The sequence below is a fragment of the Paenibacillus sp. J22P218 genome (assembly GCF_056269195.1).
On the sequence record NZ_JBWDNL010000004.1, the window covers coordinates 499,590 to 526,171 of the forward strand.

Here is a 26,582-nt window from a genome sequence, read left to right on the forward strand (position 1 = left end):
GGCGCTGAACGTGCTTTTTTGTTATGGAGAAGCTTCAATTGGAGCTGCAAAGTCATAGTCTTCATATTTCTCTGCGTTTCTGAGGCTCGCCCATATATCCGAACTTTCGCCGCCGATATGCCAGTAGGCAACGCCTGCTAATCCGTTCTGGACCACCAAACGATACTTCGATATCAAGGAACGTCCGTCCTCAATCCATATCGTATGCTTAATCGATCCCTTCGCATAGCTGGCCACATACTGGCCCAAAGTTGGATTCCATACGGGCTTCATCGCATAGCTGGACAATAATTGGTTCTGCTCGGTCAACGAAACGTAAGCGGAGGATGCAACCGTGCCATTCGAGTTTAACGACCAGTCGCGGTTATAGAACGGAAACGCCAGTATGACCTTCTTGCTGGACACAACTTTCGTCAGCGTCTGAATTGCGCCCCGATCATACGGAAGAGAAGCATTCGGACCGGGATATAAGCTGCCGCCGTAATGCTCATCGTAACCCATCAATACCATGTAATCGGCTTGCTTGCCGAGCGCGGCATAATCGAATGCTTCGGTCCAGTCGGTGCCGAGATCAGGCGAGACGTCAACGGACAGCACGGCGCCCAGCGCATGAAGCTTAACAGCTAATTGCGTGACGAACGTTGTGAAATACGCTCGGTCAGCCGGCGCTACGTTTTCGAAATCGATATTAAGTCCATCCAGCCCATACTTGCTTACAAGGGCGGCCAACCCATCAACCGCCTTCGTTCTTGCGGAAGCGCTGGACAATAATTGATGAGTAGCCTCTTGATCGGAACGGTTGCCGACCATGACCCATACCTTCTTGGCGTTCTTCTTCGCCCATGTGACAAGCGCGGCATCCGTCCCATCCGATATAGCACCCATGCTCCCCACAAAATACCAACGAGGAGACAGCGTGTTCACATTCGACTTTAGTATATTACTCTGGTACTGCGCAGTCGTCTGTCCATACTGCCACCCCAATACAATGCGCTCGTCAGGCTTAGCCTCAAGCTCCGACGCCCAGCTTGCCTGCTTCAGCACGCGAGCCAGAAGGACGGCCGTTTCCTGCCTCGTAATCGGATTCGAAGGCCGGAAGCTGCCGGTTTCATCGCCTTTCATTAGACCTAGCCCGCTTACCGAAGCTACAGCTGCGCTTGCCCATCCGGCAATTTGGTCTTGGTCCTTGTAAGCGGAACTGGACGCGGCCGCTGTTCCTGTCTGCTTGAGCGCCCTTGCAATCATGACAGCCGCCTCTTGGCGGGTAACGGGCTTCGTCGGGGCGAACGCCGTAGCCGACGTGCCGCTGACAAGCTCAAGCTGAACAGCCGCTTGTATCCAGCCGTAATACCAAGCACTCTTCGCGACATCCGTGTAAGGAGACACCGGACTTGCCACGGGTTCGAGCTTCAGCAGACGATCCAGAACGGTTATAAACTCAGCTCTCGTAATCGACTTCTTGGGCGAAAAACTCGTAGCCGATGTACCGCTAATAATCTTCTTATTATATAAATCTATGATTTCATTGCGTGCATAGCTCGTACTAATATCATCAAACGGCAGTGCCTCCGCGGCAGATGCTGCCTGCGACAACGTGCTCACCGCTAGGCAACCAGCGATTGCCACGGTTACGATTTTCCTTACAATAAGCTTCACGAGATTCGTAAGTCCTCCTCGGATTATTCCAATCGTGGAATTATACCAAGGATACTACTATTAATCATCGCTAAAATACTGGTAGAGTAGGGAACACATTTTTCGCTGTCTCCAAGGCAGGTGCAAGTTCTCCTAACGATGCGCGGACGTTCGTTGCAACTTTTTGGTGCTCAAGCATCTGGGCTTGGCCGTTGCCAAACGACCAATCTTCGAATTCCGTATCGACAAGGACAACGAATACGTCTTCTTGCCTAATGCCAATGGCATCCGACAGTTGCTTTGCCAGTAAAGCATAGAAGCTCGTTTTCTGTTGAATCGTTCTTCCGGATTTTAGCGTGATTTGGATATAGAGGAGTCCATCGCTTCTTTCGATATCCAAGTAGTTCGTGTCATAGACGAATTCACTGCTTTTATGCGCATGAAACACCTGGAAACAATCGTCTGCCGGCACATGGAAGTGTTGAATGAGCGCGTTCATAATCGTTTTGCTTATCGATTCCAGCTGCTTTGATTCGTATTGAGTTTCACGGTAACTGACTCTGATGAATGGCATGAATATCCCTCCCCCAAGCTGATGTCACCATTGTAATCCTCACATCTTCATTTGTATAATTGAATAAAATCATAAACTCATTCAATAATATCGATATAGGTGGTGCGAATAGTGGATTTAAAGGAACTGACTGCCTTCATAACGATCCTTCAAGAAGGCAATTTCACTCGTGCAGCGGAGAAATTGAATTATGCGCAGTCAACCATAACGAATCAGATCCAGCGACTAGAGAAGGAGCTCGGCTTACAGCTTTTCAAACGGGGATGGGATATGGAGCTTACTGATGCGGGAAAAGTGTTAGCGGAGGAGATCGATGGACTTATTGCCCATTGGAACTACGTATCTGAACAAGCAAAGGCGCTGTCGGAGGAGGAGATCGGCGAAGTGCGGGTTGGAGCGCTTGAAGGTTTGATGACCTCTGTGCTCCCAAATGCTTTGCGTGAATATCAAACCCTTAAACCAAACATAACCTGTCATTTCGTTACGGGAAATACCGACTCCCTTTCGCAGTCCATTCTGCAAGATGAGCTGGATTTCGCGCTCTGCGGCGAGCCGTCGGACCCGACTCCGTTCCGCTTCGAACCGCTTTATAATGAGCATATTGCGTTTGTTGTGGACAGCGGCCATCCCTTAAGCGATCGAAACAACATCCCTTTCGAGGAGCTTCTGGGCTACCCAATCGTTATCGGAGGTCGTACCTGTCTATATCACCTGCGGGTAGCAAAGCAATTATCTCGCTACGCGAGATCTGCCGCTCTAAGCACGGTCAATCAGATCTCCGCCATCCCTTATTTTATAAGACAAACGGCTGCCGTCGGGGTCGTGCTCGACTCGACGCTCCTACCGGCCGACGTTGTGAAGGTTGAAGTATTGATGGACGATTCCACCATTCAGGTCGGCCTGCTTCAACTGCGCAAAGATGAATATATATCTGCCTCGAAGAAGCTTCTAATGAAGCTCATAACGGAGCACATCACCTTACATTGAAGGTTGAATGCGTAAGCACATTCCCTTCAAGTAGGCCGACAAGGTTTCGATGTTCATGCGGACATGCCGATTGTCGCCCTCCAGCTTGCTGAGCATGATGCCGCCTTCCATTATGGACAACGTGAAGGTTGCTAATGCCTCGATATCCAGGTCCGCCTTAAACTCTCCGGATTCAACACCTTCCGAAATGATCCTTTTCATCGTATCCAACGTGTTATCCATTCCCTGACGCGCCCTCTCCCGCAAGACCGGATGGCTGTCATCGCTCTCCGTAGCTAGGTTGAGCAACGGGCATCCGCCTACAAAAGGCGGATCTTCCACTACGTTCGCATACACCTTTAGATACGCGAGCAGCTTGCCCATCGCCGTCGCTTGTTCATCAAGCGCCTCGTTGATGGTGCGGCTCACGATACTTCCTGCATATTGATAAGCCTCTATGGCGATTTCGTCCTTGCTGGCGAAGTAGCGGTAAATGCCGCCTTTCTTGATGCCCGTCAGGTCTGTAATATCCGACAAGGAAGAACCTGCATAACCCTTTTGGTTAAACAGCTCGGCGGCCTTCGCAATAATATGTTTGCGGGTGTTTTCTCCCTTAAGCATGTCCAATCCCCTTTGCGCATCCCAATCCTAATTAGCTTCATTATACCAAAGGAAAATAGGCTTGCGTGACAGGAAGCTGCTATGCTAATGTAAAAATACCGATCGGTATCTTTTCCCGAAATGAATGTACAGGAGGAGAATAACCTATGTTACTCAATGCGTTGCTGGACGAAGCTAAAAAACAGTTTACAGTTAAAGTGCCTGCAGACGTTCAGGATGAAATCTATCGCCTAATGGTCGAGCAGAAGCAATCGGGAACGGTTTACGGCTTACAGGAAGGGCAGCAAGCGCAAGATTTTACGCTTAACAATGCGCAAGGTGCTGCTGTAAACCTGTATGAACAGCTTGAACGAGGTCCCGTCGTATTAACCTTTTACCGCGGAGGCTGGTGCCCTTTCTGCAATCTGCAGCTTCGAGCTTATCAGAGCATTCTGCAAGGTATCGAGGCACTGGGCGCTCAATTAATTGCCTTAAGTCCGCAAAGCCCTGACAACACGCTGTCCCAGCAGCAGAAAGAGGACCTTCGTTTCCAAGTTCTCAGCGACACGAACGGCATAGCAGCCGACCGTTATGGCGTATTATTCGATGTTCCTTCTGCCCTGCAGCATAAGATGGCAAATACACTCCAAGTGAATCTCACTGAATATAATGCAACCGACCGCTGGTTTCTCCCCATTCCTTCCACATTCATCATCGATACGACCGGCCTCATCCGCTTCGCTTATGCGAATCCCGATTTCATGCAGCGGCCTGAACCTCACGCCATTGTCGATCAATTGCAGAAGCTTTAATCAACTTCCGATCATAAGGGCACACTACAAGCAAAATGAAAGGAAGTGTCCATATTGGCTAGAAGAAGATATACAGTGCCCGGTGCGGAGCAAGCCATGCAAGCGTTCAAAGCCGATGTCATGAAGCGCGAAGGCTACGCCGTTAATCCGAATCGACCGGACGACGTGAAATTCGAGGTTGCCAAGGAGCTCGGCATCCCGCTCCAGTCAGGCTACAACGGTGAATTATCAACCGAAGATGCGGGGCATATCGGAGGCAAAATCGGCGGCTCGATGGTTCGGGAAATGATTCGGCTTGCGCAAGATAAACTGTCTAAGCAGGATTAAATAAGCGAAACCAGTCCAACCACCGACTAACTAATTTCATCCCCCTTATCTTGTACTAATAGATGCCATCCGTGAATAGGATAGCAAGGATCAGGGGATTGAAATTTTTTTGGGAGGTTCGGATTATGGAAGACAATCATAAATCTTCTCCACGGGCGGGCGATATACCAGATATATCAGCCGCCTTTCACTCGCAGACGGTCGGAGACCGAGGACCTGTGCTGGAACAAGATCATATTTTGCACGAGACGCTCGAAACCTTTGTACATACGAAAATAACGGAAAGACCGGTCCACGTCAAAGGTTATGGCGCTTTCGGATACTTTCAAACCGTTCATTCCATGGCCCCGTATACGAAGCTTTGCTTTTTGCAGCAGCCTGGTCAGCAGGTTCCCGTTACGGTACGGTTTTCCCTTGCCGTAAGCAACAAAGGTACTCCGGATACTTCTCGCAATGTGCGCGGATTTTCCACGAAGTTTTATACCGAGCACGGCGTTTTCGATTTGCTTTGCAATCATATTCCCGTTTTTCTAGTACGTGACGCGATACGCTTTCCCGAGTCCATCAAAGCCTTCTTGCCATCGCCCGTTAACAATCTGATGGATCCCGAGCGATTTTGGAGTTTCATAGCCAGAGCGCCAGAGGCGACCAACTTTCTCGTATGGCTCTACTCGGATAGAGGAACGGTCAAAAGTCTCCGCCACATCCCGGGCCACAGTGTAAATACGTACGTATGGCGAAATGATCAAGGCGTGCGCTCCTACGTAAAGTATCACTGGATTCCGTTGGCAGGCGTCCAATATATCGATCGTCATGAGGCTGCTAGGCTCGCTTGCGACAATCCCGATTACGCGGGCAAAGATCTATATGACACGCTTGCAGCGGGAAAACCCGTTGAATACGGACTTTATGTACAGCTTATGGACCCTCAAGATGAAGCTGCACTCCCTTATGATCCGCTCGATGATACGAAGATCTGGGATGAGCAGCAATATCCTTTGCTCCCGGTAGGCCGTCTCGTATTAAACCGTAATCCCGATAACTATATGGAACAAGTTGAAAAAATCGCTTTCTCCCCTTCTAACCTGCTGGAAGGCGCCGAGTTATCGAATGATAAGATGCTGCAAGGCCGCGCCAATATTTACGGGGACTCGCAGCGCTATAGAATGGGACCTGATTACCGCAAAGTTCCGATCAACCATCAACAACATTGGACTCCCGCTTCCCTTGTGACCAGCGGTAACGGCGAACATGTCCAAGGGCGTCTAACGCGTTCCGAAATACCCAAACCAGATAACTTCACGCAAGCCGGCCAATATTATCGCGCTTTGGATTCGGAACAGCAAGACCACCTGGTAAGCAATCTTTCAGCCGATCTCGCCGGCATCTCGCCCGAAACGCAAAATATCGTCTTAGGATACCTCCACCAAGCTTCGGCAGAACTAGGAGCGCGGGTAACCCAGCAAATTCAATCCCACAATAAAGCCTTATAAAAATAATACAGCCCCCGCCTTGATAACAAGTCGGGGGCTGCTTCATGCGGCCTTATTCGAATCCCAGCGCTAGCATATACCGTTCCGTTTCCAACACATCCGCTTTGGACTTGCCAACGACTGCGCCTGACAGGAATATCGGCTTATCGGCAGTCTGCATCGCCGGGTTGTAGATACATAGCGGCAGCAGCCGTTTATCCGCTATCAACGCCCCGGCATGCAGTTCGAATTCATCGAAGCTCAGATTCGACTTCCATTTTCTCGCTTTCATCACCGTCGCCTTCCACTCCTCTGCGACACTATTCTGAAAGAGAAGCGCCACCGTCGACCCGTTCTGCCGGAAGTTCAGATCGATGATATAAATGTCCTTATCCTCCGTAATAACCGTATCAATGCCGGCGAATCCATAGTAACCTCGCTCTGCCGCTTTGCGCATAACCTGCTTGCATAGATCGATCGCTTCGGCAGGCGGCTGGTCATGCATATCCATCCAGTTCCCCGAATATTTCCCCCGTTTATTTATAATCTGCTCGGCCGAGCCCAAATACACCAGTTCCCCATCAACCGTTTGTGCGAACTGAATGCAGAAATTTTTACGGATGTCGAGATACTGCTCCATAACAACGTAAGAACAGGAGGCGAAAAGCTCCTTGGCCTGTTCCAAATCCGCAGGCGAATAACAAATAACAACCTCGATTCCCCCGCCGTTAGGCTGATCAGTAGCTGCCTTGACTACATAGGGATAATCAAAAGCAGCTCGGTCCTTGTTCAAAAATTGTTCTATCGATAATAGAGCGCGGTTTGGAACATGTCGCCCTGGTACGAGCTCAGACAAATTCCGCTTATTGTTCAGAAATAATAGCAGCTCCCTCTCGATCCAATATTGTTCCGCCTCGAATTCATTCGGCAGATGCGCGTAATTGAATATGACGTTTTTGCCGTCTTGCTGCAATTCATTCAATAATGCATAGTAGCTGTCAGCATTCGTGTAAGTAAGCAGATTGGCCCCGACATGGTGGCCGGCAGCTCGGAGCAAGTCGAGACAGCAGTCTCTCCCGACATCCGTATGACAGAACATCGGTATGTCACCGGCTATCGTCAGCAAGCTGCCGGAGGATGAGTCCTGACCAAGCTCACCAGGAAGCCACTGGCTGTTATGATACGAGCCTCTGCCATTCATGACATATCCACGGCCGAAAATTTGTTCAAGCGTAAGAAGCGGCTCCAATTCTACCATTCCCTTCGATTCACATTACTCAGAAGCTAGTGTATTCGTTCTAGCAGAAATGAACCGTAGGTTACCATCTATTTTCTAACAATCGGGCGAACGACCAGTCATGCGCGATCGCTCTCTCGTATAGTAAATAGACTATGGAGCGAGGGTGTGGTTATGATAGCAAGCGAATTGCGAAGGAATAAGTGGTATAAGCATCAGCTATTAATGAACAGTCCAGCGTTGGCCAGATTTCTTCCTAAATCATACAGATACTCGTCCGCTAATCTATGGAAATTGCTGAATCTTTATCCGGATATTATTTTGAAGCCGGTTGTCGGCTCCGGCGGCGTCGGCATCATTAAAGTGTCGACAGTAAGTGACGGGGTTTACCATGTACAGACTTCGGGGGTTAATGAAAAAGCCGCCGGACGCGACGCGCTGATTGCCTTAATTACTAGATTAAAGGGGAAGCGGACGCTCATTATCCAATATTGCATCGCGCTCGCTAGCGTCGAAGGCAAGCTGATCGATTTCCGCTACATCGTACAGCGCGAGAAAGGCGATTCCAAATGGATCATTACCGGCAAGCATGCCAAGATCGGCAAGAAAGGCTCAGTCGTTACGAACCTCCAGCAAGGGGCGAATGTCGAGACGGTTCGAAGAGCGCTCCAGCAAGCGCATATCAAAAACATCGGAAAAACGATGGCCGACCTCGATTATTTGTCGCTCAAAGCGTCCAAAGTATTCTCTCGCACCTTCAAGGCACAGACGATCTGGGGCTACGACCTCGCAGTCGATGTGAACGGCCGCGTATGGATGATTGAAGCCAACTGTACACCGATGGTAGGCGGCTTCCGCTACTTGAAGGATCGCAGCATGTATCGAACGATTCGAAGATACCAAGCTATGAATCGAAAGCAATAGTAAACGCAACTAAGGCACCCGTCCGCCGGGTGCCTTAGTTGCGTTATGAAGCTATGATATCAGTTCAACGTGATCTCTTTCTTCCAAGTCAGCTCCTTGCCCGCTTCATTTCTGAAGATGAAGATAACCTCGCCCTTCTCATCCTTCATCGTATCCGGATAGAAGAAGCCCATGAATTGTCCGTCTCCGCTAATATAAAATCCGTCTTCTCCGTTGCCTCCATGGGCAATTGCATCCTGGATCGAATTAACGATTTTGTTAGACCCGGAAACCCACTGCATTTCTGCTAGAGCATATCCTTCAGGAAGCTGCTTCACTGTAAAATCAAAGCTATTCCCTTCGATTGGCTTCGGGGTCTGATCAATGATGATCAAAATTTCGTTATCTGCGTCTGCCTTATCGTCGTCGGCTGGTTTTTCGGTATTCGCCGGACTGGAAGCCTCCGGCTTCGACGTAGCCGCATCCGCAGGCGCTTCGGCGCCCGTTTTCGTGCCGCATGCACTGGCTAGAAGCAGCACAAGCATAGTGAATACGAGTAACATATATTTTTTAGTTTTCATTGGGATCTTCCCTGCTTTCGTTTAAGTTAAAAGAAAAGGCAACGCCTGATATCGTGTTCGTCGCACCATACTCGCTCCCGTGCAGCTCTAGAATATGCTTCACAATGGCAAGTCCAAGACCCGTCCCGCCGGATTTGCGATCCCGGGAACGCTCGGCCCGGTAGAATTGATCCCATATTCGGCTCAAATCTTCTTCGGCAATGGGCGACCCTATATTTTCGATCGTTGTCGCTACTTTACCTTCGGATGTTCGTCTAACACGGATTGTAATGGTACTATTCTGCGTCGCATGACGGATGGCATTGCTCAGTAAATTTAATACGACCTGCTCCATCCTTCTAGCGTCCGCCGTAACGTACATTGGTTTCTCTTCATCCGCGATGAATCGAATGGCTAACTGCCTACTCTCCAGCTGCTGGTCGAACGAATCGGCCGCCTTCCGAATGAGAGTCGTCAGCAATAGACGTCTAGGCTGCAGCTGGACAGCCTTCACCTCGAATTTGGAAAGCTCCAGCATATCCATAATGAGCGCATTCATCCGATCCGTCTCATTCACGATTAAGGCAAGATATCGGTCTCTCTTGTCGCTTGCCACCTCGTCCTGCAGCCCTTCGGCAAACCCTTTGACGATACCCAGCGGAGTCTTGAGCTCATGGGATATGTTCGCGATCAGCTCTTTGCGAAGCTCCTCGGATCTTTCTTTCTCTCTCATATCCTGCTGCATCTGCGTATTGGCAAGCGTAAGCTCCTGCAAAGCGCTGTCCAAATTTCGGGATAATACAGTCATATTGCGCGATAGCTCGCCGAACTCATCCTTCGTATGGATGGATGGCTGCTCGGTAAAGTCCAGCCGAGCGAGGCGCTCTGCAGAACGGCTTAGCTGCACGAGCGGCCGCGAGACGATTTTCGAATAGATCATGGACAGAAGAATGACGAGCACGACGATGATCGGCGCGATATAGAAGACATATTGCTTTAATATCCCGACCGCTTCCCCGACAGGCTGGAGGGAGGTCATCGCGATAAAGTAACGCGCTCCATGGCTGTCCTCCGGCAATGCTCGGATGAGCACGGCATACTCGACTCCGCTCCATTCATCCCTCCAATCCATCTGTATGACTGATCCGCTTTGCAAACGAGTAAGGAAGGAACCCGCTTCCGGCACCCACTCGCTAAGCGCATCGTCAATGATCGTATCTTGATACAGAGGGTTGTAGGAGCGCTTCTCGGGCAACAGCACATCGGTAATTCCCCCTGTCACGCGTACCATTCCGACTTCTGGCTCGGAGCTTGTCGGACTTATAACGACCGGATGCAGTACGGTATCCTTCTCGTCCATGAAGATTCCGTCGACCGCCAGCTCATCGCCGGGATGAAGCCCTTGCGGGATCGCATCCATCGTCATCCCGGCTGTCGGAATCAGGATCGTAACGATCTTGCCCTCCGTCTCCAGCTTCATATAATAGGGGTTTAAAGTTAAACGTTCGAACCGGCTATTCAAGACAGCCGTGCTCGCATCGTTCTCATTCATGAACGTGCCGAGCAGCGGCGAGACGAGACGTTCGCTCTCCTCGGATTGCCGGAATCGTTCGGCGAATTGATTCATATTCCGCTCAAGGGTATCCGTCTTGGAAGCGCGGTAGAATCGTTCGAAGAACAAGCCTTCCGCAAGCATGACTAAGGAAAAAACAAGTAAGATCAGAACGGATGTGACAACGAACAGCTTACGGACGACGCTATGCTTTCTCATGCTTCCAGCTCGAACTTATAGCCCGCACGAATGACGGTGCGAATGTAGCGGCCTTCATCTCCAAGCTTGGCTCTAAGCTTCTTAACATGCGTATCTACGGTACGCAAGTCGCCGTAATAATCGTAGCCCCACACCGCATCCAAAATATATTCGCGGGACACTACCTTCCCGTAATGCTTGGTGAGGAAGAGCAGCAATTCGTACTCCTTCGGCGACAAATTAATCGCCGTTCCGGCTACGGTTACCGTATGAGCCATTCGGTTGACGAGCAGATCGCCATAGCTGAGTATGTCGCCTTGCCGTCCCATCGTCCCCTCTTTCCTCTTCATTAAAGCAGTTGCCCGGGCGACCAGCACTCTCGGACTTAAAGGCTTCGTCACATATTCGTCCGCTCCAAGCTCGAATCCCATCATTTGATCATCGTCCTCCGACCGTGCCGTAATGATGATAATCGGGACATCGGATTTCTCTCGAATGCGCCTGCATAACGACCAACCGTCCATTTCCGGCATCATAATGTCCAGGACGACAAGGTCGACGGAAGTTTGTTCGAACAATTCCAGCCCGACTCTCCCATTCTCCGCCTCATACACCTGCCACTGTTCTTTTTTGAAATAGTCCGTTATAAATTCACGCATAAGCACATCGTCTTCGACTAATAATATTTTTCGATTCATGGCTGAGCACTCCGCATCTACAAGCAATCTTTGTTACATATTGTCCATTTACCCGCTCCCTATTCGCCTGACTCACCTCGCTTTGTTTGGCTAAGGCTAACTATAAAGAACGGCTGTGTACATCGTGTGTACACGTCCTTAGCGCAGCATGTTCGAGGCATCTTGCTTCAGACGCGATGAACGATACTTTCCAGGCGGCATGCCCGTTAATTTTTTGAACAGGTTTTGAAAATACGTTTCGCTCCTGTATCCGACCTTCTCCGCAATGTCCGCAATCGGCAGCTCCGTCGTCTCCAAATATTGCTTCGCAACCTCCATGCGATAACGAATCAAATACTGAATGGGGCTTACCCCCGTCTCCCGTTTGAACACATGGATAAAGTGATAAGCGTTCATATGCGCCAAGCTTGATAAGTCTGCCACGTTCACCTCGGACGGATAATTCTCCTCCATGTATTGCTTGGCCAGAAAGACGGCCTCTTTGACCGGCCTTCGCCTGGGCTCCTCGCCCTTCGCATAATGCATCATGCGCACAATCCTGCCGATTAACAGACCCAACAAACCGTTTGCAAGAAAGACAGCTTCCGGTTTGGCGCTTTCCCATTCCGCAACCAATTCCAAGAACAGCTGCTTAACCGAAATAAAAGCATCCTTCAATTCCAGCATGGCCGGCTGCTCCGTTCCCGAGAGAAAGTCCGCAGGCAGCCCTCGCAATTGCAAGCCGCTGTAGCCGACATAGACTGCCGAGAACCTGCCGCTTGTCGATCTCTCTTCGTGCCAGACGCCCCGATTGTAGAACAACAGAGAGCCCGCCTTTGCGTGATACACCGTTCCGCCGACCCGGAATTCACCTTCTCCTTCGAGGATGAGCAGCAGCTCCGCATTGCTATCGTGCTGATGCATCGGAAAGTAAAACGACTCTCCCGGCGAAGGCGTAATCACGGAGCAACCTAGTATTTCCGGCACACGATCAATAATCGATTGCTGCATATCCACAACTCCCAAAACGCAATTTTCAATAGCTCAATTCCCCAACTATGCGCATTGATCTATATTTTATAAATGCTGTACATTGAATACAAGATACATGGTTAAAGCGCTTACCTAAATATACAATACTTTTTCGACGGAAAGGAGACCGATTCTCATGGCCATTGTTTTCAGGAAAAGAAAGCTTAGCGACGAGCCTTACGAGGCATGCTCTGTATTCGACGTCAACAATGACGGGGTGCCGGATATCGTCAGCGGCGCCTATTGGTATGAAGGGCCCGATTACACACGACGGCACAAAATAGGCGAATTGGCTTCCTATGGACACTACCGCGACGACTTCTCGGACTTTCCAATGGATGTAGACGGTGATGGATACACAGACCTCATTACCGGCTCTTGGTGGAGCGGCGCGCTGAATTGGCGCAAAAATCCCGGACGCGATGACGCGGAATGGGAAACGATTCAGATCGCGCCGTCCTCCAATATCGAGACGATCCGTTACATGGATATTGACGGCTGCGGCATACCCGAGATATTTCCCAATACCCCGGGAGCACCGCAAGCTTTCTTCAAGCTCATTACGGATGAGGCCGGCAAAGGAACAGGGCGGTTCCGCCAAATCGTCATCGGAAGCGAGCCCAGCGGGCATGGCCTTGGCTTCGCCGATATCACCGGCAACGGCCGGATGGATATTGTACTGTCGGGAGGCTGGCTAGAGCAGCCTGAGGATCCTTACGCCGCAACGTGGGCGTGGCATCCCGAGTTTTCGTTCGGCTCGGCCAGCGTCCCGATCATCGGCCATGACGTTACGGGCAACGGGTTAACCGATCTGATCGTCGGGCAGGCGCATGACTACGGCTTGCACTGGTACGAACAAGTGCTAAGCGATAGCGGAAGCCGTTCTTGGATTAAGCATGAGATCGATATGACGGCCTCGCAATATCATGATCTGGCACTGGTCGACCTCGATCTGGACGGCGAGCTTGAATTAGTAACAGGCAAGCGGTACTTGGCGCATGACGACGATCCCGGCTTCGACGATCCGCTGTTCCTCTGTTATTTCAAGATTAAGGGGGGCGAGTTCGAGAAACATATCATCGACTTCGGGCCGGCAGGTGAAGCTTCGGGCAACGGCATCTATATGTGGATTGAAGACATTACCGGCAACGGTTACCCCGATATCGTCGCACCGGGAACGGATGGCTTGTACGTATTCGAGAATCTTGGACCAGAGGAGATGACAGGATGAGCAAGCTCAGAATCGGATTTGTTGGCGTAGGCGGCATGGGGCAGATGGCGCATCTGTCCAACTATGCCGTATTGAATGAACTATGTGAAGTTGTGGCGATAGCGGAGGTGCGCGAACAGCAGGCGCGTTTGGTCGCGCAGCGCTACGGCGTCCCGCAAGTGTTCGGCACGTATCAGCAGCTCATCGCGAACGCCGACGTGGATGCAATCGTCGCCCCGCAGCAGTATCGTTCCCATCATGCTATCATTCCGGATATTCTAAGAGCGGGAATTCCGGTATTCACAGAGAAGCCGCTCACTCTAACCGTCGAGGCAGGCGAGCAATTAGTGAGGATCGCGGAGGAAAGCGGAACGCTCCATATGGTCGGCTATCACAAACGTTCCGACCCCGCGATGGAGCACGCATCCAAAGTCATCGAAGAGTGGAAGCAAAGCGGTGATTACGGCCAGCTGCAATACATTCGCGTCACCATGCCGCCCGGAGATTGGGTCGGCGGCGCGGATGCTCCGCTTATTACGGATGAGCCTTATCCTTCCATTCCGCAGGAACCAGGCTCGTCGGCATTCTCGGAAGAGGAAAACCGTCAGCTCGATGTATTCGTTAATTATTACATCCATCAAGTCAATGCGATACGGTTCCTGCTGAAGGAGCCGTACCGCGTCACGTTCGCCGACCGCAGAGGCATTGTGCTGAACGGGGAAAGCGACAGCGGCATCACCGTTGCGCTGGAGATGGCACCTTACCACACATCGATCGAGTGGCATGAAAGCCTGCTCGTCTGCTTCGAGAAAGGGTTTGTCCGCGTCGACCTCCCTTCTCCGCTCGCTAGGCAGCAAGCCGGTAAAGTGACTATCATGAAGGACAATGGTCGCGACGCTCCTTCGTATGAGCATCCCGTCATGCCGAACCGTTCGGCGATGCGCCAGCAGGCGATGAACTTCATCGCGGCCGTACGCGGCGAGCGCCCGGCCCCTTGCGAATCGAAGGAAGCGCTGGAGGACCTTAAGATCGCCAGAGACTATATTCGTTTGATGCGGCAATACCGATAGAAATGATTTTTTGTTGTCCGTCTTGATTTAAGTCAATGCCTCCCTATGATCCTCCAATTATGATGAAACCATATTGGATAATAGGGAGGTTTTTTTATATGATTCATGTACAAACAGAACAATCCGAGCAGCGCCTAGCCGCCCTAACCGCGGGCATCTCGCTAATCATAATGGCCATCGCGGCGTTTTTTTGTTACGGCTTTGCCCATGGAAGTCTGGTCGTACAGGGAGACCCCGCCGCTACATGGGATAACCTCCTATCGTCGGAGCTCCTGTTCAAAGCCGAGATCCTGGGCTGGCTCCTTATCCTGATTTGCGATATCGCAGTCGCTTGGGCTTTCTACGTTCTGCTTAAACCGATCAACAAGAACATTTCCTTGCTAGGCGCCTGCTTCCGTCTTATTTATACGGCTATATTGGGAGTTGCCCTGCTCAATCTCATTTTCGCCATGCTGCTCGCTTATAATCCTTATTATTTATCCGTCCTAAAGACGGAACATCTTCAAGCATATGTGATGCTTTTTCTGGAAGCCTTTGAAACGATGTGGTCGATCGGTTTAGTTATTTTCGGAGGACATCTCATGATTGTCGGATATCTGGCCCTAAAATCAAACCGTATACCTAAGATCATCGGTATCCTCATTCTGCTTGCTTCCTTCGGCTATATAACCATTCACTTAAGCAGCGCGCTACTTCCCCAATACGACCAAATAATCGCGATCCTTAATTATGTATTTATCGTGCCCATGACGGCCGGAGAATTGGGCTTTGGAATATGGCTGCTGTTCAGAGGATGGAAACCCGCTTCTTAATTCGGCTTAATGATTCCGGAGTCATTCCGAGATAACTCGCTAATTGATGCTGGGGCACGCGATCGATCAACTGGGGGCGTTTTCGCAATAGAGCTTTAAACCGTTCTTCGGGCGTAGAAGCGACAAACGAAGCGAATTCCTCCTGCACAAGGCCAAAAAACTGCTCTACCATGATTCGGGTCATCGATTCCAATTGGTTGTATCGGTTGTACATGTCCCTTTCATGATTGAGAGAGCCTACAACCAATACCGAGTCTTCCAGGCATGTAAACGTGTAATCCGACGACTTATCCTGCTTATGGTGATTGAAGATCGAGATCGCTTGCTCTTCGGTATAAAAATTAGCCGTAACCTCTTTTCCAAACTCATCAACGGAATATTGCCTGACGCAGCCTTTCAACACAAAATAACATTTGGAAGAAACGTCTCCTTGCACAAGGAGAACGGTTCCTTTTTTGTATGCCTCGACGGGGATTTGTTCGGCGATTTCCAGCTGTTCTTCGTCGCTAAGCGTTGTAAACTTGGTCATATACTCGAACAATATACGCTTCATGTCCAACTCCCTCCCCCTACTTCAAACGGTTCAACAAGGCCAATCCCTCATCATGATCAGGTTCAAGCTTCAACAATTCTCTCGTGTAACGCGAAGCCTCTTCATCCAGCTCAAGCTCCAAACAACAAATAGCCAAATAATAATATAAGGTTGATATACGCTCAGCCTGGTCTTCATGGACCGATACCTCCAAGAAAAACATGGCATCTTCGTACATTTCCATCTCGAACAGCACCATTCCGGCATTGAGCGCCAGATCGTTACGATGCTCGATGTCATAATACGATGACCACATGAGCTGTATGCCTCTCCATATATCCTGCATTTCTTCATCGTTCGCATCCGGCAACAAACGAGAGAGCTGCTTTTTACTCTGAATGAAAAATTCCGCATCATAGCCGCCCAAGCGCCAAAAGCTTAACAGCTGCTGGATACCCATGCTTCCTAGATGAAGATCTACCCATTCCTTCAGGCTGAAAAATTCGTCCGGGCCAAAACGTTCGATCGACCGTCGATAAGCTAATCTTGTATTGCCATATTCCCTCGGCTCATCGGTATGTAATAGGCAGCCCACATTTATGTTTTTATAATGATGCGAGGGAAACAAAACGGCAGCTCCCCGTTGTTCGAATACATGGTTAATCGCATGATAGTTGGCGGTAAGCGAGAAGCTTCCATGTACGACCAACTCTGGCGGATCCGCGAACTTCCAGTTATCAAGCAAGTGATCGCCTTTGTCCGCCGTCAGCAACAGAAAGCCCTCGCGGGAAAGCAAATTCATCCTTTCCAAACAAGTGAGTCCAACCTCGGGAAATAAAATATGCGAGTCCTCCAGCTGTTCCTGGTAAACGGCAATCACATCGCGGTATGGATAATCCTCTGCTTCATACTCCGGTGTACGTCTATGCTCATAATGCAGCTCTATTTGATCCAATAGCTGTGTCGGCGTAAGAGACTCTCTATCCTCTGGATATTCAACAAACACATCTGCCTCATAAATCTGGCCGTCGCCGACATAAAGCAGCTCTTGCGGAATGCTGTCAAAGAAGTAGTTGGCAACGATAACTATCGGTTGCTGCAGATCGCCCTCACTAACGGTTGTGCCGGACATCACGAGGTTTAATTCGGTATCGTGAACCGCATCGAAACGAGCAAAGTCGAGCAGCCCTTCGGCAATAAAAGCTTGCAGAGCAGGATGCTCCTTCCAAGCCATCACGTTGTGCATCGCCAAATCCGTCATAATATAGCGGAACGAGGGCAATGAAATGCCTGCGTAGTCCCTTAATTGACATAGCTCATGCAGCACATGGTAAGCAAGACGTCCCGCTCCCGCTCCAAGCTCCACAATAAGAACGGGCTCTGAACGATATCCCTTAGCAGCCCGGTCTTGAAGAAAGCCAAATATCATTTCCGCATACGCGGCAGCAATCATCGGATTACTCGTTATATATTGAGGCACCTGGTCATTATTCCATGCCCTTATTCCTTTTTGCTCATAATAGCTACGCTGTATCTCCCATATAGGAGCTTCACTGAAGCGATATCGTTGTCGTTTCTCAATCGTCATATGCACTAACCCTCTTTATATTTTTCTTTCAATACGCCGGAACCAATCCCCGCGCCGATCATCAAGATCAACGGCCCAAAGTTCCAAATAAACCACCCGCCGTACAACTCCATATCGAAGCCCGCCAATTTATTCAGTATGACAACCGCCAGCTTAATAATCAACAGAACGACGCCAATCAGAAATAAAACATCAAACATAAATTTCAGCCTTGGATATGCTAATTGCTTCCCGTCATGAATCACTTTTTTCGTCAACTCCTCATCGCTCCTTAATAGCTCGTCAATGGTCACACCGAATAGATCGCTTACTTTAATAATGATTTCAATGCTCGGATAATTTTGATTGTTCTCCCACTTGGACACGGACTGCCGACTGACGAACAGCTTCTCGGCCAACTCCTCTTGCGACCAGCCTTTGTTTTTTCTCTCAATCTTTAACTTATCGCCAAATATCATAACTGCTATCACCTTCCCGCAATCTGTACCCCATTATTGTAAAATCCGATCCCAAAAGTAAAGCTACCTTTCGTTGCCGCCCTCCGCAACCTGCAGTTGCCATCAAGAAAAAAGCCTATTTGCGGGCTTTCTTCGAGGAAAGCCTTACAAATAGACTCCTTACTTCATTTATTATTCCATCTCATACAGAGACGGATTCAATGATGCGATGTACGGTGTCCAATCTCCTGTCGTGTAAAGCAGAAGACGGTGCATCGCTCGTGTACATGCTGTATAGAAGAGCTTCCGCTGGCTCTCCCGTTGGTACGACTCGGAAGAGGCATCGTAGATCAGCACCGCGTCGAACTCGACACCTTTGGCTAGATACGCAGGAATAACCATTACGCCTTTCTCAAAGGTAAGAGTCTCCTTCGTAATGAGCCGCAGTTCCCCACCGCCCTGTGCCTTCAATGCTTCATAAGCTTCACGGCTTTCCGCTGCAGTCTTCGTAATGATAGCGATGGAGTCGAAGCCTTCAGCCTGCAGTGCCGCAAGATCTTCATTGATTCTCGCCGCCCTCCTTGCATCATCGGAAGCCTTCAAGAGGTATGGCTTCGCACCGCTCCGCTCGAAAGGCACAATCTCTTCGCCAGGCAGCAGCTCCTTCGTGAACATTACAATCTCGCGGGTTGAACGATAGCTCCGAACAAGACGGATCAAGCTCGTGTCCTCTTCACCGTAAAGCCGAATCAATGGCGAGTCCGACTCGTGCAGATTCGTGGCTTGAGGGAAGATCGCCTGACCGAAATCGCCCAGCACCGTCATGCTCGCACGCGGAAACAGCTGTTTGAGGAACGAGAATTGGAAGGACGAATAGTCCTGACCTTCGTCGATAAATAGATGCCGAACCTCCATATTCATGCGAGTACCCTCCACGAGCTCTTTCAGATACAAGAACGGAGTCGCATCCTCATAAAACAGTTCGTTCCGCTCCAGTTTCTCCTTCGTTTGCTTGCAGATTTCCGGCCAATACTCCGGAATTTCGTTCCCGTTCGTCATCTCCTGATAAGCGGCAGCATCACGGAACAACTGATTATAAAGCCCCACCACATCGATGAAAACGAGCTTCTTCACGTCCCGTCTGAGCGGTTTGAAGGACTCCTTCACGATCATCCGGCGCAGCAGTCCCTCTTCTTCATCCTGCATTCGAAAGTCCGAGTCATCGTCTTCATCCGCCTGCATCGTCTCCAGCATCTCCCTGTATTGTTCGTCGAAGGGCAGAACGACCGTTTCTTGCCCGTACTTCTTGCGCAGCATGCTGTAAGCCTCGGCATATTGGTCGTTGTCGAGATAGTCCAGTTCATCCTGAACCCAGTTCGCGTCCTGCTCTTTACGTTCAAGTAACCGCAGCTCGCCCATCAGCCATTCCTGCAGCAGAGCAACGCGATTAGCCAGTCGAATCGAACTGTCGTAGCTGTAGAATTGCGATTCGATTTGCTCCGCGGTAATCAGTTCCCGATCTCGAAGGCTAATGCCGCGGAATAACATGCCTTCCTTGCATAACCACTGCCCATAGCTTTGGAGCGCAGTCAGGAATGCATCGGATGTCTTATACCGGATTCCGCTAAGCCGTGCTTCATAACCCTTAGTACCTTCCGAGCTTAGTACATACTCCATCTGCTCGAATGGGCTCTCTAGATTGAACGCAGCCCCTAACCAATGATCGAGATATTCCTGGAACGTCGTCTGCTGCATATTCTCTTCCCCGAGCTCCGGAAGAACCGTCGATACATAGCTGTTGAACATCGGATTAGGCGAGAAGAGGACAATTTGATCCGCCTTGAGCCTATTGCGGTATTTATATAATAAGTAGGCTACCCTCTGCAGTGCCGCAGACGTCTTTCCGCTGCCGGCTGCCCCTTGCACGATGAGCATTCGGCTCTTCACGTTGCGGATAATGGCATTCTGCTCCCTTTGGATGGTTGCTACGATGCTTTTCATTTGGTTATCGGCGCTCTTGCCAAGCACCTGCTGGAGCAACTCGTCGCCGATCGTTATGCTCGTATCGAACACATTGCGCAGTTGCCCGCCTTGGATCTGGTATTGCCGCTTCAGCGTCATCGTCCCCGAGACGGTGCCGCCCGGCGTTTCGTAGGCAGCCACCCCCGGCGAATGGTCATAATACATACTTGCAATAGGTGTTCGCCAGTCATACACCAAGAAGTCGATACCGTCTGAATCAACGAAGGAGGCAACACCGATATAGATAGACTCGCCGGAACTTAGACCATCCTCATGAAAATCAATCCGGCCGAAATAAGGCGTCGGCAGCAGTCGCTTCATGCTCTTAAAGCGCAGCAGCCGTTGCCGATGGCTGCGCTCCCGCTCCGTCAATATTGCTTCTTGCTGCTTAATACTGTAGAAGCTGTCTTCGAAATCCTCATACGTACTCGTGTTGATCGTAACTTCTTCCCAGAACCGCTTACGAATGTCAGCTACCTGATTCCGAAGGCCTGTCACCTCCGGCTCCAATTCGGCGATTGCCGATCGCAGCTTCTCCGTAACCAGATCCAGCCGCTCCTGCTCTTGCTGCCAATCGTTCTCGTTTACCATGTTCACGACCACGCTCCTTGCTTAAGTAGAATGAAGAAAATAACGTTTGACAAACAGCGAATTCACATGCTACAATTATATTGTAGTTAAGATGCAATAAATCCGTTTTATTTATAAAATGGGGCAATCGTTTTGTAATCATATCACGTTATTCGTTAACGTGCAATATATATGAGTGAAGAATCGGCAGACGTTGCCGGTTCTTTTTTTGATTTATATGCAGGACTTGTACGTTTACGTGATACCCCTTGACAGGTGGATGCGACTGGTATACGCTGATGTCAGTAGTCACTGACATTTTCTTTTTGAAAGGTACGGGGCATATGAATAACAGCAAGCTGGGGAGCAGCGACAGACTCTTATTGGCTGCGATCAATCTGATCTCCGAGAAGGGCTATAACGGTGTAACGACGCAGGAAATCGCCACGGCCGCCGGGCTGAGCGAGAAGACGTTGTTCCGCCATTTTCAGAGCAAGCAGAATCTACTGGAGTCCGCCTTCGACCGGTATCATTACGCCGAAGAGATGCGGAAGCTTTTCGAAGAGAAGCTGGTTTGGGAGCTGGAGGAAGACCTGCTTACGATCAGCAAGACGTACCATACGATCATGAACCGCAATCGCAAGCTTATCGAGATCAGCACGAAGGATGAGTCCAGATTGCCCGGATTCAAGGAACGGACGCAGCAGCACCCGCTGCAGCTGCTCGAGTTTCTAACGACTTATTTTGTCACGATGGGCGAGCGAGGCAAGATGATTCGAACCAATCCGAGAATGCAGGCCTTTACGTTCATGATGTCTCAATATGGCGCATTCATGAATGATCTAAATGCCGGCAAGAATTATCCGAACATCGAGCTAGAGCCTTTCATGCTTGAAAGCGTGAGCCTATTTGCTAGGGGGTTGACCACCTAGCTATTTTTACAGGGCAGATGTCAGTAAGCACTGACAGACAATTTCCTAATTTAACTAGAAAAACGGCGAGAAGACGCATGGAATTGATTCTTAGAAGAGGGATGAGTGAGATGAAGAAGTTGGAACTAGCAAAAAAACGTTCACAGGAGGTGCTGAGTCATGAGTAACGGCGCTTCGTCCAAAAGCTCCAAAGGAGTAAAGCTTGCCTATATGCTGGCTGTTATCAACGCCATCGTTATCGGAGCATCGTTCCTGTTCGTCAAACTGTCGCTCAACTACGCCAGCCCGTTCGATACACTTACCTTCCGTTTTGCCGCGGCGTTCATTATTTTGTCCATTCCGACAGCGTTCGGCCTGTTTAAACTGAATTATCGGGGCAAGCCCATATATAAGCTGCTTCTGCTCGCAACGATGTACCCGATTGGATTTTTTACCTTGCAGACGTTTGGGCTGCAGCATGCCACTTCCGTAGAAGGCGGAATCATCAGTGCGTTTTCGCCGGTAATTACGTTGGTACTCGCCAGCGCTTTTTTGAAAGAAGCAACGTCCTTGCTGCAAAAGCTGTCTACGCTGCTATCGGTTTTCGGCATTGTATTTATTTTCATGATGAAGGGGAGCAGCTTCGATTTTTCCAACCTGAAAGGCATCGTCCTGTTGCTTCTGTCTTGTACGGTTTTTGCCGGATACAGCGTGTTGGCCCGTTCCGTCACCAAACATTTTACCCCCGTGGAAATCAGCTATTTCATGGTAAGCGTCGGATTTGCCGCTGCGCTCGTGATTTCATTCACCGTGCATGGCACAAGCGGGACGCTTGGCAGCCTGTTCGCACCGCTAACAAGCCTAACTTTTATCGGGCTGATTCTCTTTCTAGGCTCAGTCCAGCTAGCCACCGCGCTGATGGGAAGCTATATTTTGTCCCGCATCGAAGCCTCGAAGATGGGCGTTTTCCTCAACCTGTCCACCATTGTGTCTATCGCTGCCGGCGCTTTGGTTCTCGGGGAAACGATCGCTTGGTATCACCTAGTCGGTTCGTTGCTCATTATTGTCGGAGTGATCGGCACGAATCTCCCGGCTCGGCAGCGCGGCACGAGAAAGATAAACACGACGGCCGCATAACAGCGAATGAAACAAAAAAGGCCATCCGATAGCGGACGGCCTTTACTACGAGCTATATAGATACTTCGCCAATTATTGTGCGGTATAGCCGCCGTCAACGATCAAGCTATTGCCTGTCATAAACGAAGAATCGTCGCAAGCCATGAATAATACGGCTTTGGCCATTTCTTCCGCTTGTCCGAGACGTTTCATCGGAGTCATAGCAGACAAAGCCTGCTTGCTTTCTTCCGGAATAATCGGAGTGTCAATGAATCCTGGACATAATGCGTTAACGCGAATATTGTGTTCCGCATATTCAAGGCCGAGCGAACGAGTCAAGTTTACTACGCCGCCTTTGGCTGCATTATATGCCGCTGAACCCGGCGAGCCTACCCAGCCGTACATCGATGCGGTATTGACGATAGCGCCTCCGCCTGTCTTCAACATCTCGCGAATCGACTCTCGCGCCACCAAGAAGACGCCATCCAAGTCAACATTAACCGTGTTGCGCCACTCGGAGAATTCCAACTCATGCGAAGGATGAACGCGGCCTATTCCTGCATTGTTGAATACAACATCGACTTTGCCGAAAGCTTCTACGGTTTGTTTGAAGATGCCTGCAACCTCTTCTTCGCTCGTAATATTCGCTTTAACGAACAGCGCTTCGGCATTCAGCGCTCTAAGCTCGCTCTCAACCGCTTTGCCCTTTTCTTCATTCAAATCAACAAGAACCACTTTGGCTCCTTCCGATACAAATAAACGCGCAGTAGCTGCGCCGATCCCGGATGCTCCACCAGTAATAACAGCTACTTTGTTTTGCAATTTGCCCATCGTTGATTCCTCCAGTACAATATTTTTAATAGCGCTAATGGACACGTTCACTTAGCGATATTTTGTTTACAACTTAATTGTACTATCCTGTTCACAATTAACAATCAGCAACAAATGATGAAATGTCCACCTAGTAGACACTTCATGCGAGAATGTCTTTTTGCGAAGGAGGGCTATACATGAATAACGAACAAACGGTGACAACACAGCGGCGGATTAGAACCCAAGAGCATTTCAAATCGGCTCTCATTAAACTGATCAAAGAAAAAGGCTACCATTCTATATCTGTAAAGGACATCGTGGATGCCGCCTCTTATAATCGCAGCACCTTCTATGTTCATTACCAAGATAAAGTCGAACTGGCTGAACAATTGCTCACTTCCATGCTTCAAGGATTGGAAGAGGCCGTTGGCAAACCCTACATTTCCGGCCAGAAGGTATATACGTCCAAGCTAAACCTACCGTCTTTTAATATCGTTACTTATATTTTCGAGCATCGCGGTTTTTTCGAGCTTGTTCAAATGGACGATACGTTGCCAAGGCTGCATACGGCATTCCCGCAAACGATACTCAAGATTTACAAGGAGCAGTTTGTATTCGAGACGATCAACAATATGCCTGTTAACATGGACTATTTCAAACATTACACGGCTTACGGCTTCTATGGACTTATTCTGAATTGGATCAATTCCGATTTCAAAGCCTCCCAAGAGGAGTTTATCCATGAAGTGATTGAATTAACCAAAACCCATATGCACTCGATTAAGTATGTCGGGCAATAGGTTGCTCATATACTTTCCACTTCCACCGCATGAACGCGGTTCATACGCTTGATTTCATGATACAGCTTGGTCGCCGGATCACCTTTGCCTGCTAATGAAAGAATCAGATGAAGCTCTTGGCTCCTGCCCTCTACCCCTTTAATTTTAGTATGCTTGATTTTGTGGCTTAACCGAATACCCTCGACAACCTCCTGCACATCCTGATAGTCCTCCACAATAATGTGAACGGACAAGTCCCGCTCCTTCAGCTTGGAAGGACCGATCAAACGAATGGCCCATGGCACGACGTTAACGGAAAGCATAATAAAGAACGCCGCAGCTAACGCTTCTCTGTAGAATCCCGCTCCCGTGGCAATGCCGAGAGCCGAGGCGCCCCAGATCATGGCCGACGTCGTTAATCCGGAAATAACGTCGTTGTTTCGGCGCAGGATGACGCCCGCACCGATGAAGCCGACGCCGCTGACAATTTGAGCCGCGAGTCGCATCGGGTCCATCGTCGTCAAGCCTGGAACGGCGAATTTCGCTACCGATTCAATAGATACAATGGTGACGAGACAGCTGCCGATGGCAATAACCATGCTTGTTTTGATCCCGAGCGGCTTATGGCGAAGCTGCCGGTCGATTCCGATTAACAACCCCAACAGCAATGCTATAGCCAGCTTTATTGCATAATCATCGAGCATGACAGTCCCCCCTGTTAAATAGAAAAAACCGGCTGAGCAGCATACGTTAACGCTGTTTCAGCCGGCTTTGCTTTATAGACGTTTATAGATCACACCGAGCCGATCGATTTCAGCCTCTGCTTTGCCGTAAAAGCCGGCAATATACCAGCCATCGGGCGCCGTATACGTAACGGTGTCAGGCTTGGCGGTTCCGCCTGCAAGCTGCTTGCCTTTATTGGTGGTAAACCGGGCATAGAAGATCCGGTCACTGCCGTTTCTTGCCGCTTTATTGAGCGTAACCGATTTAATATACTCATCGCTATCCAGCGTGATACTGCTCGCGGTTGCCGTTCCTCCGACGCTAAGCGTCGATCCGTTCGCGAATCCAAGCCGAATACCGTCGATTCGAGCACCGCTATGCAAAGTCAGCTGCGTTATGCGGGATGCCGGCAATAAATCCAACTGATTGAATGGAATGCCGCCAGTACCGCCGAACGGATCGCTAAGCCCGATATTGCTCGACAACGTGTATTCAAACTCTGCGCTAATCGGATAGTGATCGGACAACTGTTCTCCACTCGCATCTACGAACACTTCATCTTCAAGCCGGTAAGATACCGCATCCAAAGCAAGCACTTGACTGCTTCTATAGAATATCTTATCGACGACCTCGAAATTAGGTCCATTCCGGTCCGTGGCATCCATAAGCGCATCGCCAAGACCTGGCACGACGCCGCCGCGAACAAGCTCAACCCAAGCATCCGTCAAGTTAGCTGCGGCAAGAAATTCGTCAAGCAGCGGTCTTTCCCGTGTATAACGCGTATTCGTATCCCCGTAGACGATAACCGCGTTGCCGACGGAATACGTGTTAATATATGCGTACAGCTGGCGCATATTGCTTGCTCTCGCCGCCATCGATCCAGCGTCGACATCCGCGTCGGCATGCAGGTTGTAAATGTCCACATACGCTCCGTCAGCCAGCTTCATCCGCTTGGCGGTGAAGCCTTTCGGCGTCAGTTGATCGCTGCCGCTGTCGAATATGCCGTATCTATCGTTCCAAGTCACGCGAGTCAAGTCGCTCATCGGAAAGACAGATAGAGAATTCAACCCGCTGCCAATTCCTGCTCCACCGGTCGTCGGTGTCTTGTAAGGATGATTGGCACTCGCGTAAAGAGCCGCATGATAATTGAAATCCTCCTGCACGTTAACCATATCGTACAGATTCAGCAGCGGGCTAATGAGCGGCGTATATACAGCCGGGTCTGAACTAGAGATAATGCCTGGTAGTCCTCCCACATTATAAGACAATATCGAGAACGATCCAGTCGCTCCTGGTTCTGCGTGTACGGTATGCTGTGCGGGGAAATAACCGATTACTAAGGATACTGCCAATCCGATTGCAGCAAGCTTGCTTAACCAACGAATCATCTTCTCAACCCTCTCTCATCCTAATAAGAGCTGCTTGTGTCTGAGATGAATGCCTTTCGGTTGCAG

26 protein-coding genes are annotated in these 26,582 nt (G+C 49.8%); 11 read left to right on the top strand and 15 right to left on the bottom strand.

Going from position 1 to position 26,582, the window contains the following annotated elements:
* Positions 1-21: 21 nt before the first annotated feature.
* Positions 22-1,656, bottom strand: a complete 1,635-nt coding sequence (locus AC0YN0_RS20335; protein WP_475822879.1) for an S-layer homology domain-containing protein — start codon at positions 1,654-1,656, stop codon at positions 22-24.
* Between the two features lie 70 nt (positions 1,657-1,726).
* Positions 1,727-2,209, bottom strand: a complete 483-nt coding sequence (locus AC0YN0_RS20340; protein ID WP_475822880.1) for a tautomerase family protein — start codon at positions 2,207-2,209, stop codon at positions 1,727-1,729.
* 111 nt (positions 2,210-2,320) lie between these two features.
* Here AC0YN0_RS20340 and AC0YN0_RS20345 point away from each other — a divergent pair, with 111 nt between their 5' ends.
* Positions 2,321-3,196, top strand: a complete 876-nt coding sequence (locus AC0YN0_RS20345) for a LysR family transcriptional regulator (protein ID WP_475822881.1) — start codon at positions 2,321-2,323, stop codon at positions 3,194-3,196.
* Here the strand turns inward: AC0YN0_RS20345 and AC0YN0_RS20350 are convergent.
* Positions 3,188-3,796 carry a TetR/AcrR family transcriptional regulator gene (locus AC0YN0_RS20350; protein ID WP_475822882.1) on the bottom strand — a complete coding sequence of 203 codons (609 nt, stop codon included), beginning with the start codon at positions 3,794-3,796 and terminating at the stop codon, positions 3,188-3,190. The genes AC0YN0_RS20345 and AC0YN0_RS20350 overlap by 9 nt on opposite strands.
* A gap of 146 nt (positions 3,797-3,942) precedes the next feature.
* Here AC0YN0_RS20350 and AC0YN0_RS20355 point away from each other — a divergent pair, with 146 nt between their 5' ends.
* From AC0YN0_RS20355 to AC0YN0_RS20365, 3 genes are all read left to right on the top strand, one after another.
* A complete protein-coding gene (locus AC0YN0_RS20355; RefSeq protein WP_475822883.1) occupies positions 3,943-4,587 on the top strand; it encodes a peroxiredoxin-like family protein in 645 nt (214 codons plus the stop codon).
* Between the two features lie 54 nt (positions 4,588-4,641).
* Positions 4,642-4,914, top strand: coding sequence for an alpha/beta-type small acid-soluble spore protein (locus tag AC0YN0_RS20360; RefSeq protein WP_442956425.1), 273 nt, complete (start codon positions 4,642-4,644; stop codon positions 4,912-4,914).
* Between the two features lie 125 nt (positions 4,915-5,039).
* Complete coding sequence (locus AC0YN0_RS20365) at positions 5,040-6,407, top strand: catalase (RefSeq protein ID WP_475822884.1); 1,368 nt, start codon at positions 5,040-5,042, stop codon at positions 6,405-6,407.
* 52 nt (positions 6,408-6,459) lie between these two features.
* Here the strand turns inward: AC0YN0_RS20365 and AC0YN0_RS20370 are convergent, their stop codons facing one another.
* Entirely contained in the window at positions 6,460-7,644 is a 1,185-nt protein-coding gene (locus AC0YN0_RS20370; protein WP_475822885.1) for an ATP-grasp domain-containing protein, read from the bottom strand.
* 153 nt (positions 7,645-7,797) lie between these two features.
* Here AC0YN0_RS20370 and AC0YN0_RS20375 point away from each other — a divergent pair, with 153 nt between their 5' ends.
* Positions 7,798-8,547, top strand: a complete 750-nt coding sequence (locus AC0YN0_RS20375; protein ID WP_475822886.1) for a YheC/YheD family protein — start codon at positions 7,798-7,800, stop codon at positions 8,545-8,547.
* A 59-nt stretch (positions 8,548-8,606) separates the two neighbouring features.
* On the opposite strand, the gene AC0YN0_RS20380 is transcribed toward AC0YN0_RS20375, so the two are convergent.
* From AC0YN0_RS20380 to AC0YN0_RS20395, 4 genes are all read right to left on the bottom strand, one after another.
* On the bottom strand, positions 8,607-9,107 hold the full coding sequence (locus AC0YN0_RS20380) for a hypothetical protein (protein WP_475822887.1): 501 nt from the start codon (positions 9,105-9,107) through the stop codon (positions 8,607-8,609).
* Positions 9,097-10,857 carry a sensor histidine kinase gene (locus tag AC0YN0_RS20385; protein WP_475822888.1) on the bottom strand — a complete coding sequence of 587 codons (1,761 nt, stop codon included), beginning with the start codon at positions 10,855-10,857 and terminating at the stop codon, positions 9,097-9,099. Before AC0YN0_RS20385 ends, AC0YN0_RS20380 begins: the two co-directional genes overlap by 11 nt.
* On the bottom strand, positions 10,854-11,534 hold the full coding sequence (locus tag AC0YN0_RS20390) for a response regulator transcription factor (protein WP_475822889.1): 681 nt from the start codon (positions 11,532-11,534) through the stop codon (positions 10,854-10,856). The genes AC0YN0_RS20385 and AC0YN0_RS20390 overlap by 4 nt, the downstream gene beginning before the upstream one ends.
* 138 nt (positions 11,535-11,672) lie before the next feature.
* On the bottom strand, positions 11,673-12,524 hold the full coding sequence (locus AC0YN0_RS20395) for a helix-turn-helix transcriptional regulator (RefSeq protein WP_475822890.1): 852 nt from the start codon (positions 12,522-12,524) through the stop codon (positions 11,673-11,675).
* A gap of 157 nt (positions 12,525-12,681) precedes the next feature.
* Here AC0YN0_RS20395 and AC0YN0_RS20400 point away from each other — a divergent pair, with 157 nt between their 5' ends.
* The 3 genes from AC0YN0_RS20400 (at position 12,682) to AC0YN0_RS20410 (ending at position 15,637) form a co-directional block, all read left to right on the top strand.
* On the top strand, positions 12,682-13,776 hold the full coding sequence (locus AC0YN0_RS20400) for an FG-GAP repeat domain-containing protein (protein WP_475822891.1): 1,095 nt from the start codon (positions 12,682-12,684) through the stop codon (positions 13,774-13,776).
* On the top strand, positions 13,773-14,825 hold the full coding sequence (locus AC0YN0_RS20405; RefSeq protein WP_475822892.1) for a Gfo/Idh/MocA family protein: 1,053 nt from the start codon (positions 13,773-13,775) through the stop codon (positions 14,823-14,825). The genes AC0YN0_RS20400 and AC0YN0_RS20405 overlap by 4 nt, the downstream gene beginning before the upstream one ends.
* A 98-nt stretch (positions 14,826-14,923) precedes the next feature.
* Entirely contained in the window at positions 14,924-15,637 is a 714-nt protein-coding gene (locus tag AC0YN0_RS20410; protein ID WP_475822893.1) for a DUF4386 domain-containing protein, read from the top strand.
* Here the strand turns inward: AC0YN0_RS20410 and AC0YN0_RS20415 are convergent.
* The 4 genes from AC0YN0_RS20415 to helD all read right to left on the bottom strand — a co-directional run bounded on the left by AC0YN0_RS20415 (position 15,612) and on the right by helD (position 20,807).
* Positions 15,612-16,190 carry a Crp/Fnr family transcriptional regulator gene (locus AC0YN0_RS20415; RefSeq protein ID WP_475822894.1) on the bottom strand — a complete coding sequence of 193 codons (579 nt, stop codon included), beginning with the start codon at positions 16,188-16,190 and terminating at the stop codon, positions 15,612-15,614. The genes AC0YN0_RS20410 and AC0YN0_RS20415 overlap by 26 nt on opposite strands.
* 16 nt (positions 16,191-16,206) lie before the next feature.
* Entirely contained in the window at positions 16,207-17,757 is a 1,551-nt protein-coding gene (locus AC0YN0_RS20420) for a tetratricopeptide repeat protein (RefSeq protein WP_475822895.1), read from the bottom strand.
* 5 nt (positions 17,758-17,762) lie between these two features.
* Positions 17,763-18,215, bottom strand: coding sequence for a helix-turn-helix domain-containing protein (locus AC0YN0_RS20425; protein WP_475822896.1), 453 nt, complete (start codon positions 18,213-18,215; stop codon positions 17,763-17,765).
* A 171-nt stretch (positions 18,216-18,386) separates the two neighbouring features.
* A complete protein-coding gene (helD, locus tag AC0YN0_RS20430; RefSeq protein WP_475823041.1) occupies positions 18,387-20,807 on the bottom strand; it encodes an RNA polymerase recycling motor HelD in 2,421 nt (806 codons plus the stop codon).
* A 323-nt stretch (positions 20,808-21,130) separates the two neighbouring features.
* On the opposite strand from helD, the gene AC0YN0_RS20435 reads away from it, so the two are divergent.
* Together AC0YN0_RS20435 and AC0YN0_RS20440 are read left to right on the top strand one after the other, a co-directional pair.
* Positions 21,131-21,718 carry a TetR/AcrR family transcriptional regulator gene (locus tag AC0YN0_RS20435; protein WP_475822897.1) on the top strand — a complete coding sequence of 196 codons (588 nt, stop codon included), beginning with the start codon at positions 21,131-21,133 and terminating at the stop codon, positions 21,716-21,718.
* 159 nt (positions 21,719-21,877) lie between these two features.
* On the top strand, positions 21,878-22,834 hold the full coding sequence (locus AC0YN0_RS20440) for a DMT family transporter (RefSeq protein WP_475822898.1): 957 nt from the start codon (positions 21,878-21,880) through the stop codon (positions 22,832-22,834).
* 72 nt (positions 22,835-22,906) lie between these two features.
* On the opposite strand, the gene AC0YN0_RS20445 is transcribed toward AC0YN0_RS20440, so the two are convergent.
* Positions 22,907-23,644: an SDR family NAD(P)-dependent oxidoreductase gene (locus AC0YN0_RS20445; RefSeq protein ID WP_475822899.1), complete on the bottom strand. Its 738-nt coding sequence runs from the start codon at positions 23,642-23,644 to the stop codon at positions 22,907-22,909.
* A 179-nt stretch (positions 23,645-23,823) separates the two neighbouring features.
* Here AC0YN0_RS20445 and AC0YN0_RS20450 point away from each other — a divergent pair, with 179 nt between their 5' ends.
* The gene (locus AC0YN0_RS20450) at positions 23,824-24,426 is read left to right on the top strand and encodes a TetR/AcrR family transcriptional regulator (protein ID WP_475822900.1); all 603 of its coding nucleotides are present in this window, start codon (positions 23,824-23,826) and stop codon (positions 24,424-24,426) included.
* A 5-nt stretch (positions 24,427-24,431) separates the two neighbouring features.
* Here the strand turns inward: AC0YN0_RS20450 and AC0YN0_RS20455 are convergent, their stop codons facing one another.
* Entirely contained in the window at positions 24,432-25,109 is a 678-nt protein-coding gene (locus AC0YN0_RS20455; RefSeq protein ID WP_442048588.1) for an MgtC/SapB family protein, read from the bottom strand.
* Between the two features lie 72 nt (positions 25,110-25,181).
* Entirely contained in the window at positions 25,182-26,516 is a 1,335-nt protein-coding gene (locus AC0YN0_RS20460; RefSeq protein ID WP_475822901.1) for a jacalin-like lectin, read from the bottom strand.
* Between the last annotated feature and the right edge of the window lie 66 nt (positions 26,517-26,582).

Excerpts from the sequence above, each read along its gene's own strand:
- AC0YN0_RS20455 (WP_442048588.1), bottom strand. The coding sequence starts at position 25,109 with ATGCTCGATGATTATGCAATAAAGCTGGCTATAGCATTGCTGTTGGGG.
- helD (WP_475823041.1), bottom strand. The coding sequence starts at position 20,807 with ATGGTAAACGAGAACGATTGGCAGCAAGAGCAGGAGCGGCTGGATCTG.
- AC0YN0_RS20425 (WP_475822896.1), bottom strand. The coding sequence starts at position 18,215 with ATGATATTTGGCGATAAGTTAAAGATTGAGAGAAAAAACAAAGGCTGG.
- AC0YN0_RS20355 (WP_475822883.1), top strand. The coding sequence starts at position 3,943 with ATGTTACTCAATGCGTTGCTGGACGAAGCTAAAAAACAGTTTACAGTT.
- AC0YN0_RS20385 (WP_475822888.1), bottom strand. The coding sequence starts at position 10,857 with ATGAGAAAGCATAGCGTCGTCCGTAAGCTGTTCGTTGTCACATCCGTT.
- AC0YN0_RS20415 (WP_475822894.1), bottom strand. The coding sequence starts at position 16,190 with ATGAAGCGTATATTGTTCGAGTATATGACCAAGTTTACAACGCTTAGC.
- AC0YN0_RS20450 (WP_475822900.1), top strand. The coding sequence starts at position 23,824 with ATGAATAACGAACAAACGGTGACAACACAGCGGCGGATTAGAACCCAA.
- AC0YN0_RS20350 (WP_475822882.1), bottom strand. The coding sequence starts at position 3,796 with ATGCTTAAGGGAGAAAACACCCGCAAACATATTATTGCGAAGGCCGCC.
- AC0YN0_RS20405 (WP_475822892.1), top strand. The coding sequence starts at position 13,773 with ATGAGCAAGCTCAGAATCGGATTTGTTGGCGTAGGCGGCATGGGGCAG.
- AC0YN0_RS20340 (WP_475822880.1), bottom strand. The coding sequence starts at position 2,209 with ATGCCATTCATCAGAGTCAGTTACCGTGAAACTCAATACGAATCAAAG.
- AC0YN0_RS20390 (WP_475822889.1), bottom strand. The coding sequence starts at position 11,534 with ATGAATCGAAAAATATTATTAGTCGAAGACGATGTGCTTATGCGTGAA.
- AC0YN0_RS20380 (WP_475822887.1), bottom strand. The coding sequence starts at position 9,107 with ATGAAAACTAAAAAATATATGTTACTCGTATTCACTATGCTTGTGCTG.
- AC0YN0_RS20420 (WP_475822895.1), bottom strand. The coding sequence starts at position 17,757 with ATGACGATTGAGAAACGACAACGATATCGCTTCAGTGAAGCTCCTATA.
- AC0YN0_RS20365 (WP_475822884.1), top strand. The coding sequence starts at position 5,040 with ATGGAAGACAATCATAAATCTTCTCCACGGGCGGGCGATATACCAGAT.
- AC0YN0_RS20445 (WP_475822899.1), bottom strand. The coding sequence starts at position 23,644 with ATGGGCAAATTGCAAAACAAAGTAGCTGTTATTACTGGTGGAGCATCC.
- AC0YN0_RS20440 (WP_475822898.1), top strand. The coding sequence starts at position 21,878 with ATGAGTAACGGCGCTTCGTCCAAAAGCTCCAAAGGAGTAAAGCTTGCC.
- AC0YN0_RS20400 (WP_475822891.1), top strand. The coding sequence starts at position 12,682 with ATGGCCATTGTTTTCAGGAAAAGAAAGCTTAGCGACGAGCCTTACGAG.
- AC0YN0_RS20410 (WP_475822893.1), top strand. The coding sequence starts at position 14,924 with ATGATTCATGTACAAACAGAACAATCCGAGCAGCGCCTAGCCGCCCTA.
- AC0YN0_RS20460 (WP_475822901.1), bottom strand. The coding sequence starts at position 26,516 with ATGATTCGTTGGTTAAGCAAGCTTGCTGCAATCGGATTGGCAGTATCC.
- AC0YN0_RS20435 (WP_475822897.1), top strand. The coding sequence starts at position 21,131 with ATGAATAACAGCAAGCTGGGGAGCAGCGACAGACTCTTATTGGCTGCG.
- AC0YN0_RS20375 (WP_475822886.1), top strand. The coding sequence starts at position 7,798 with ATGATAGCAAGCGAATTGCGAAGGAATAAGTGGTATAAGCATCAGCTA.
- AC0YN0_RS20395 (WP_475822890.1), bottom strand. The coding sequence starts at position 12,524 with ATGCAGCAATCGATTATTGATCGTGTGCCGGAAATACTAGGTTGCTCC.
- AC0YN0_RS20370 (WP_475822885.1), bottom strand. The coding sequence starts at position 7,644 with ATGGTAGAATTGGAGCCGCTTCTTACGCTTGAACAAATTTTCGGCCGT.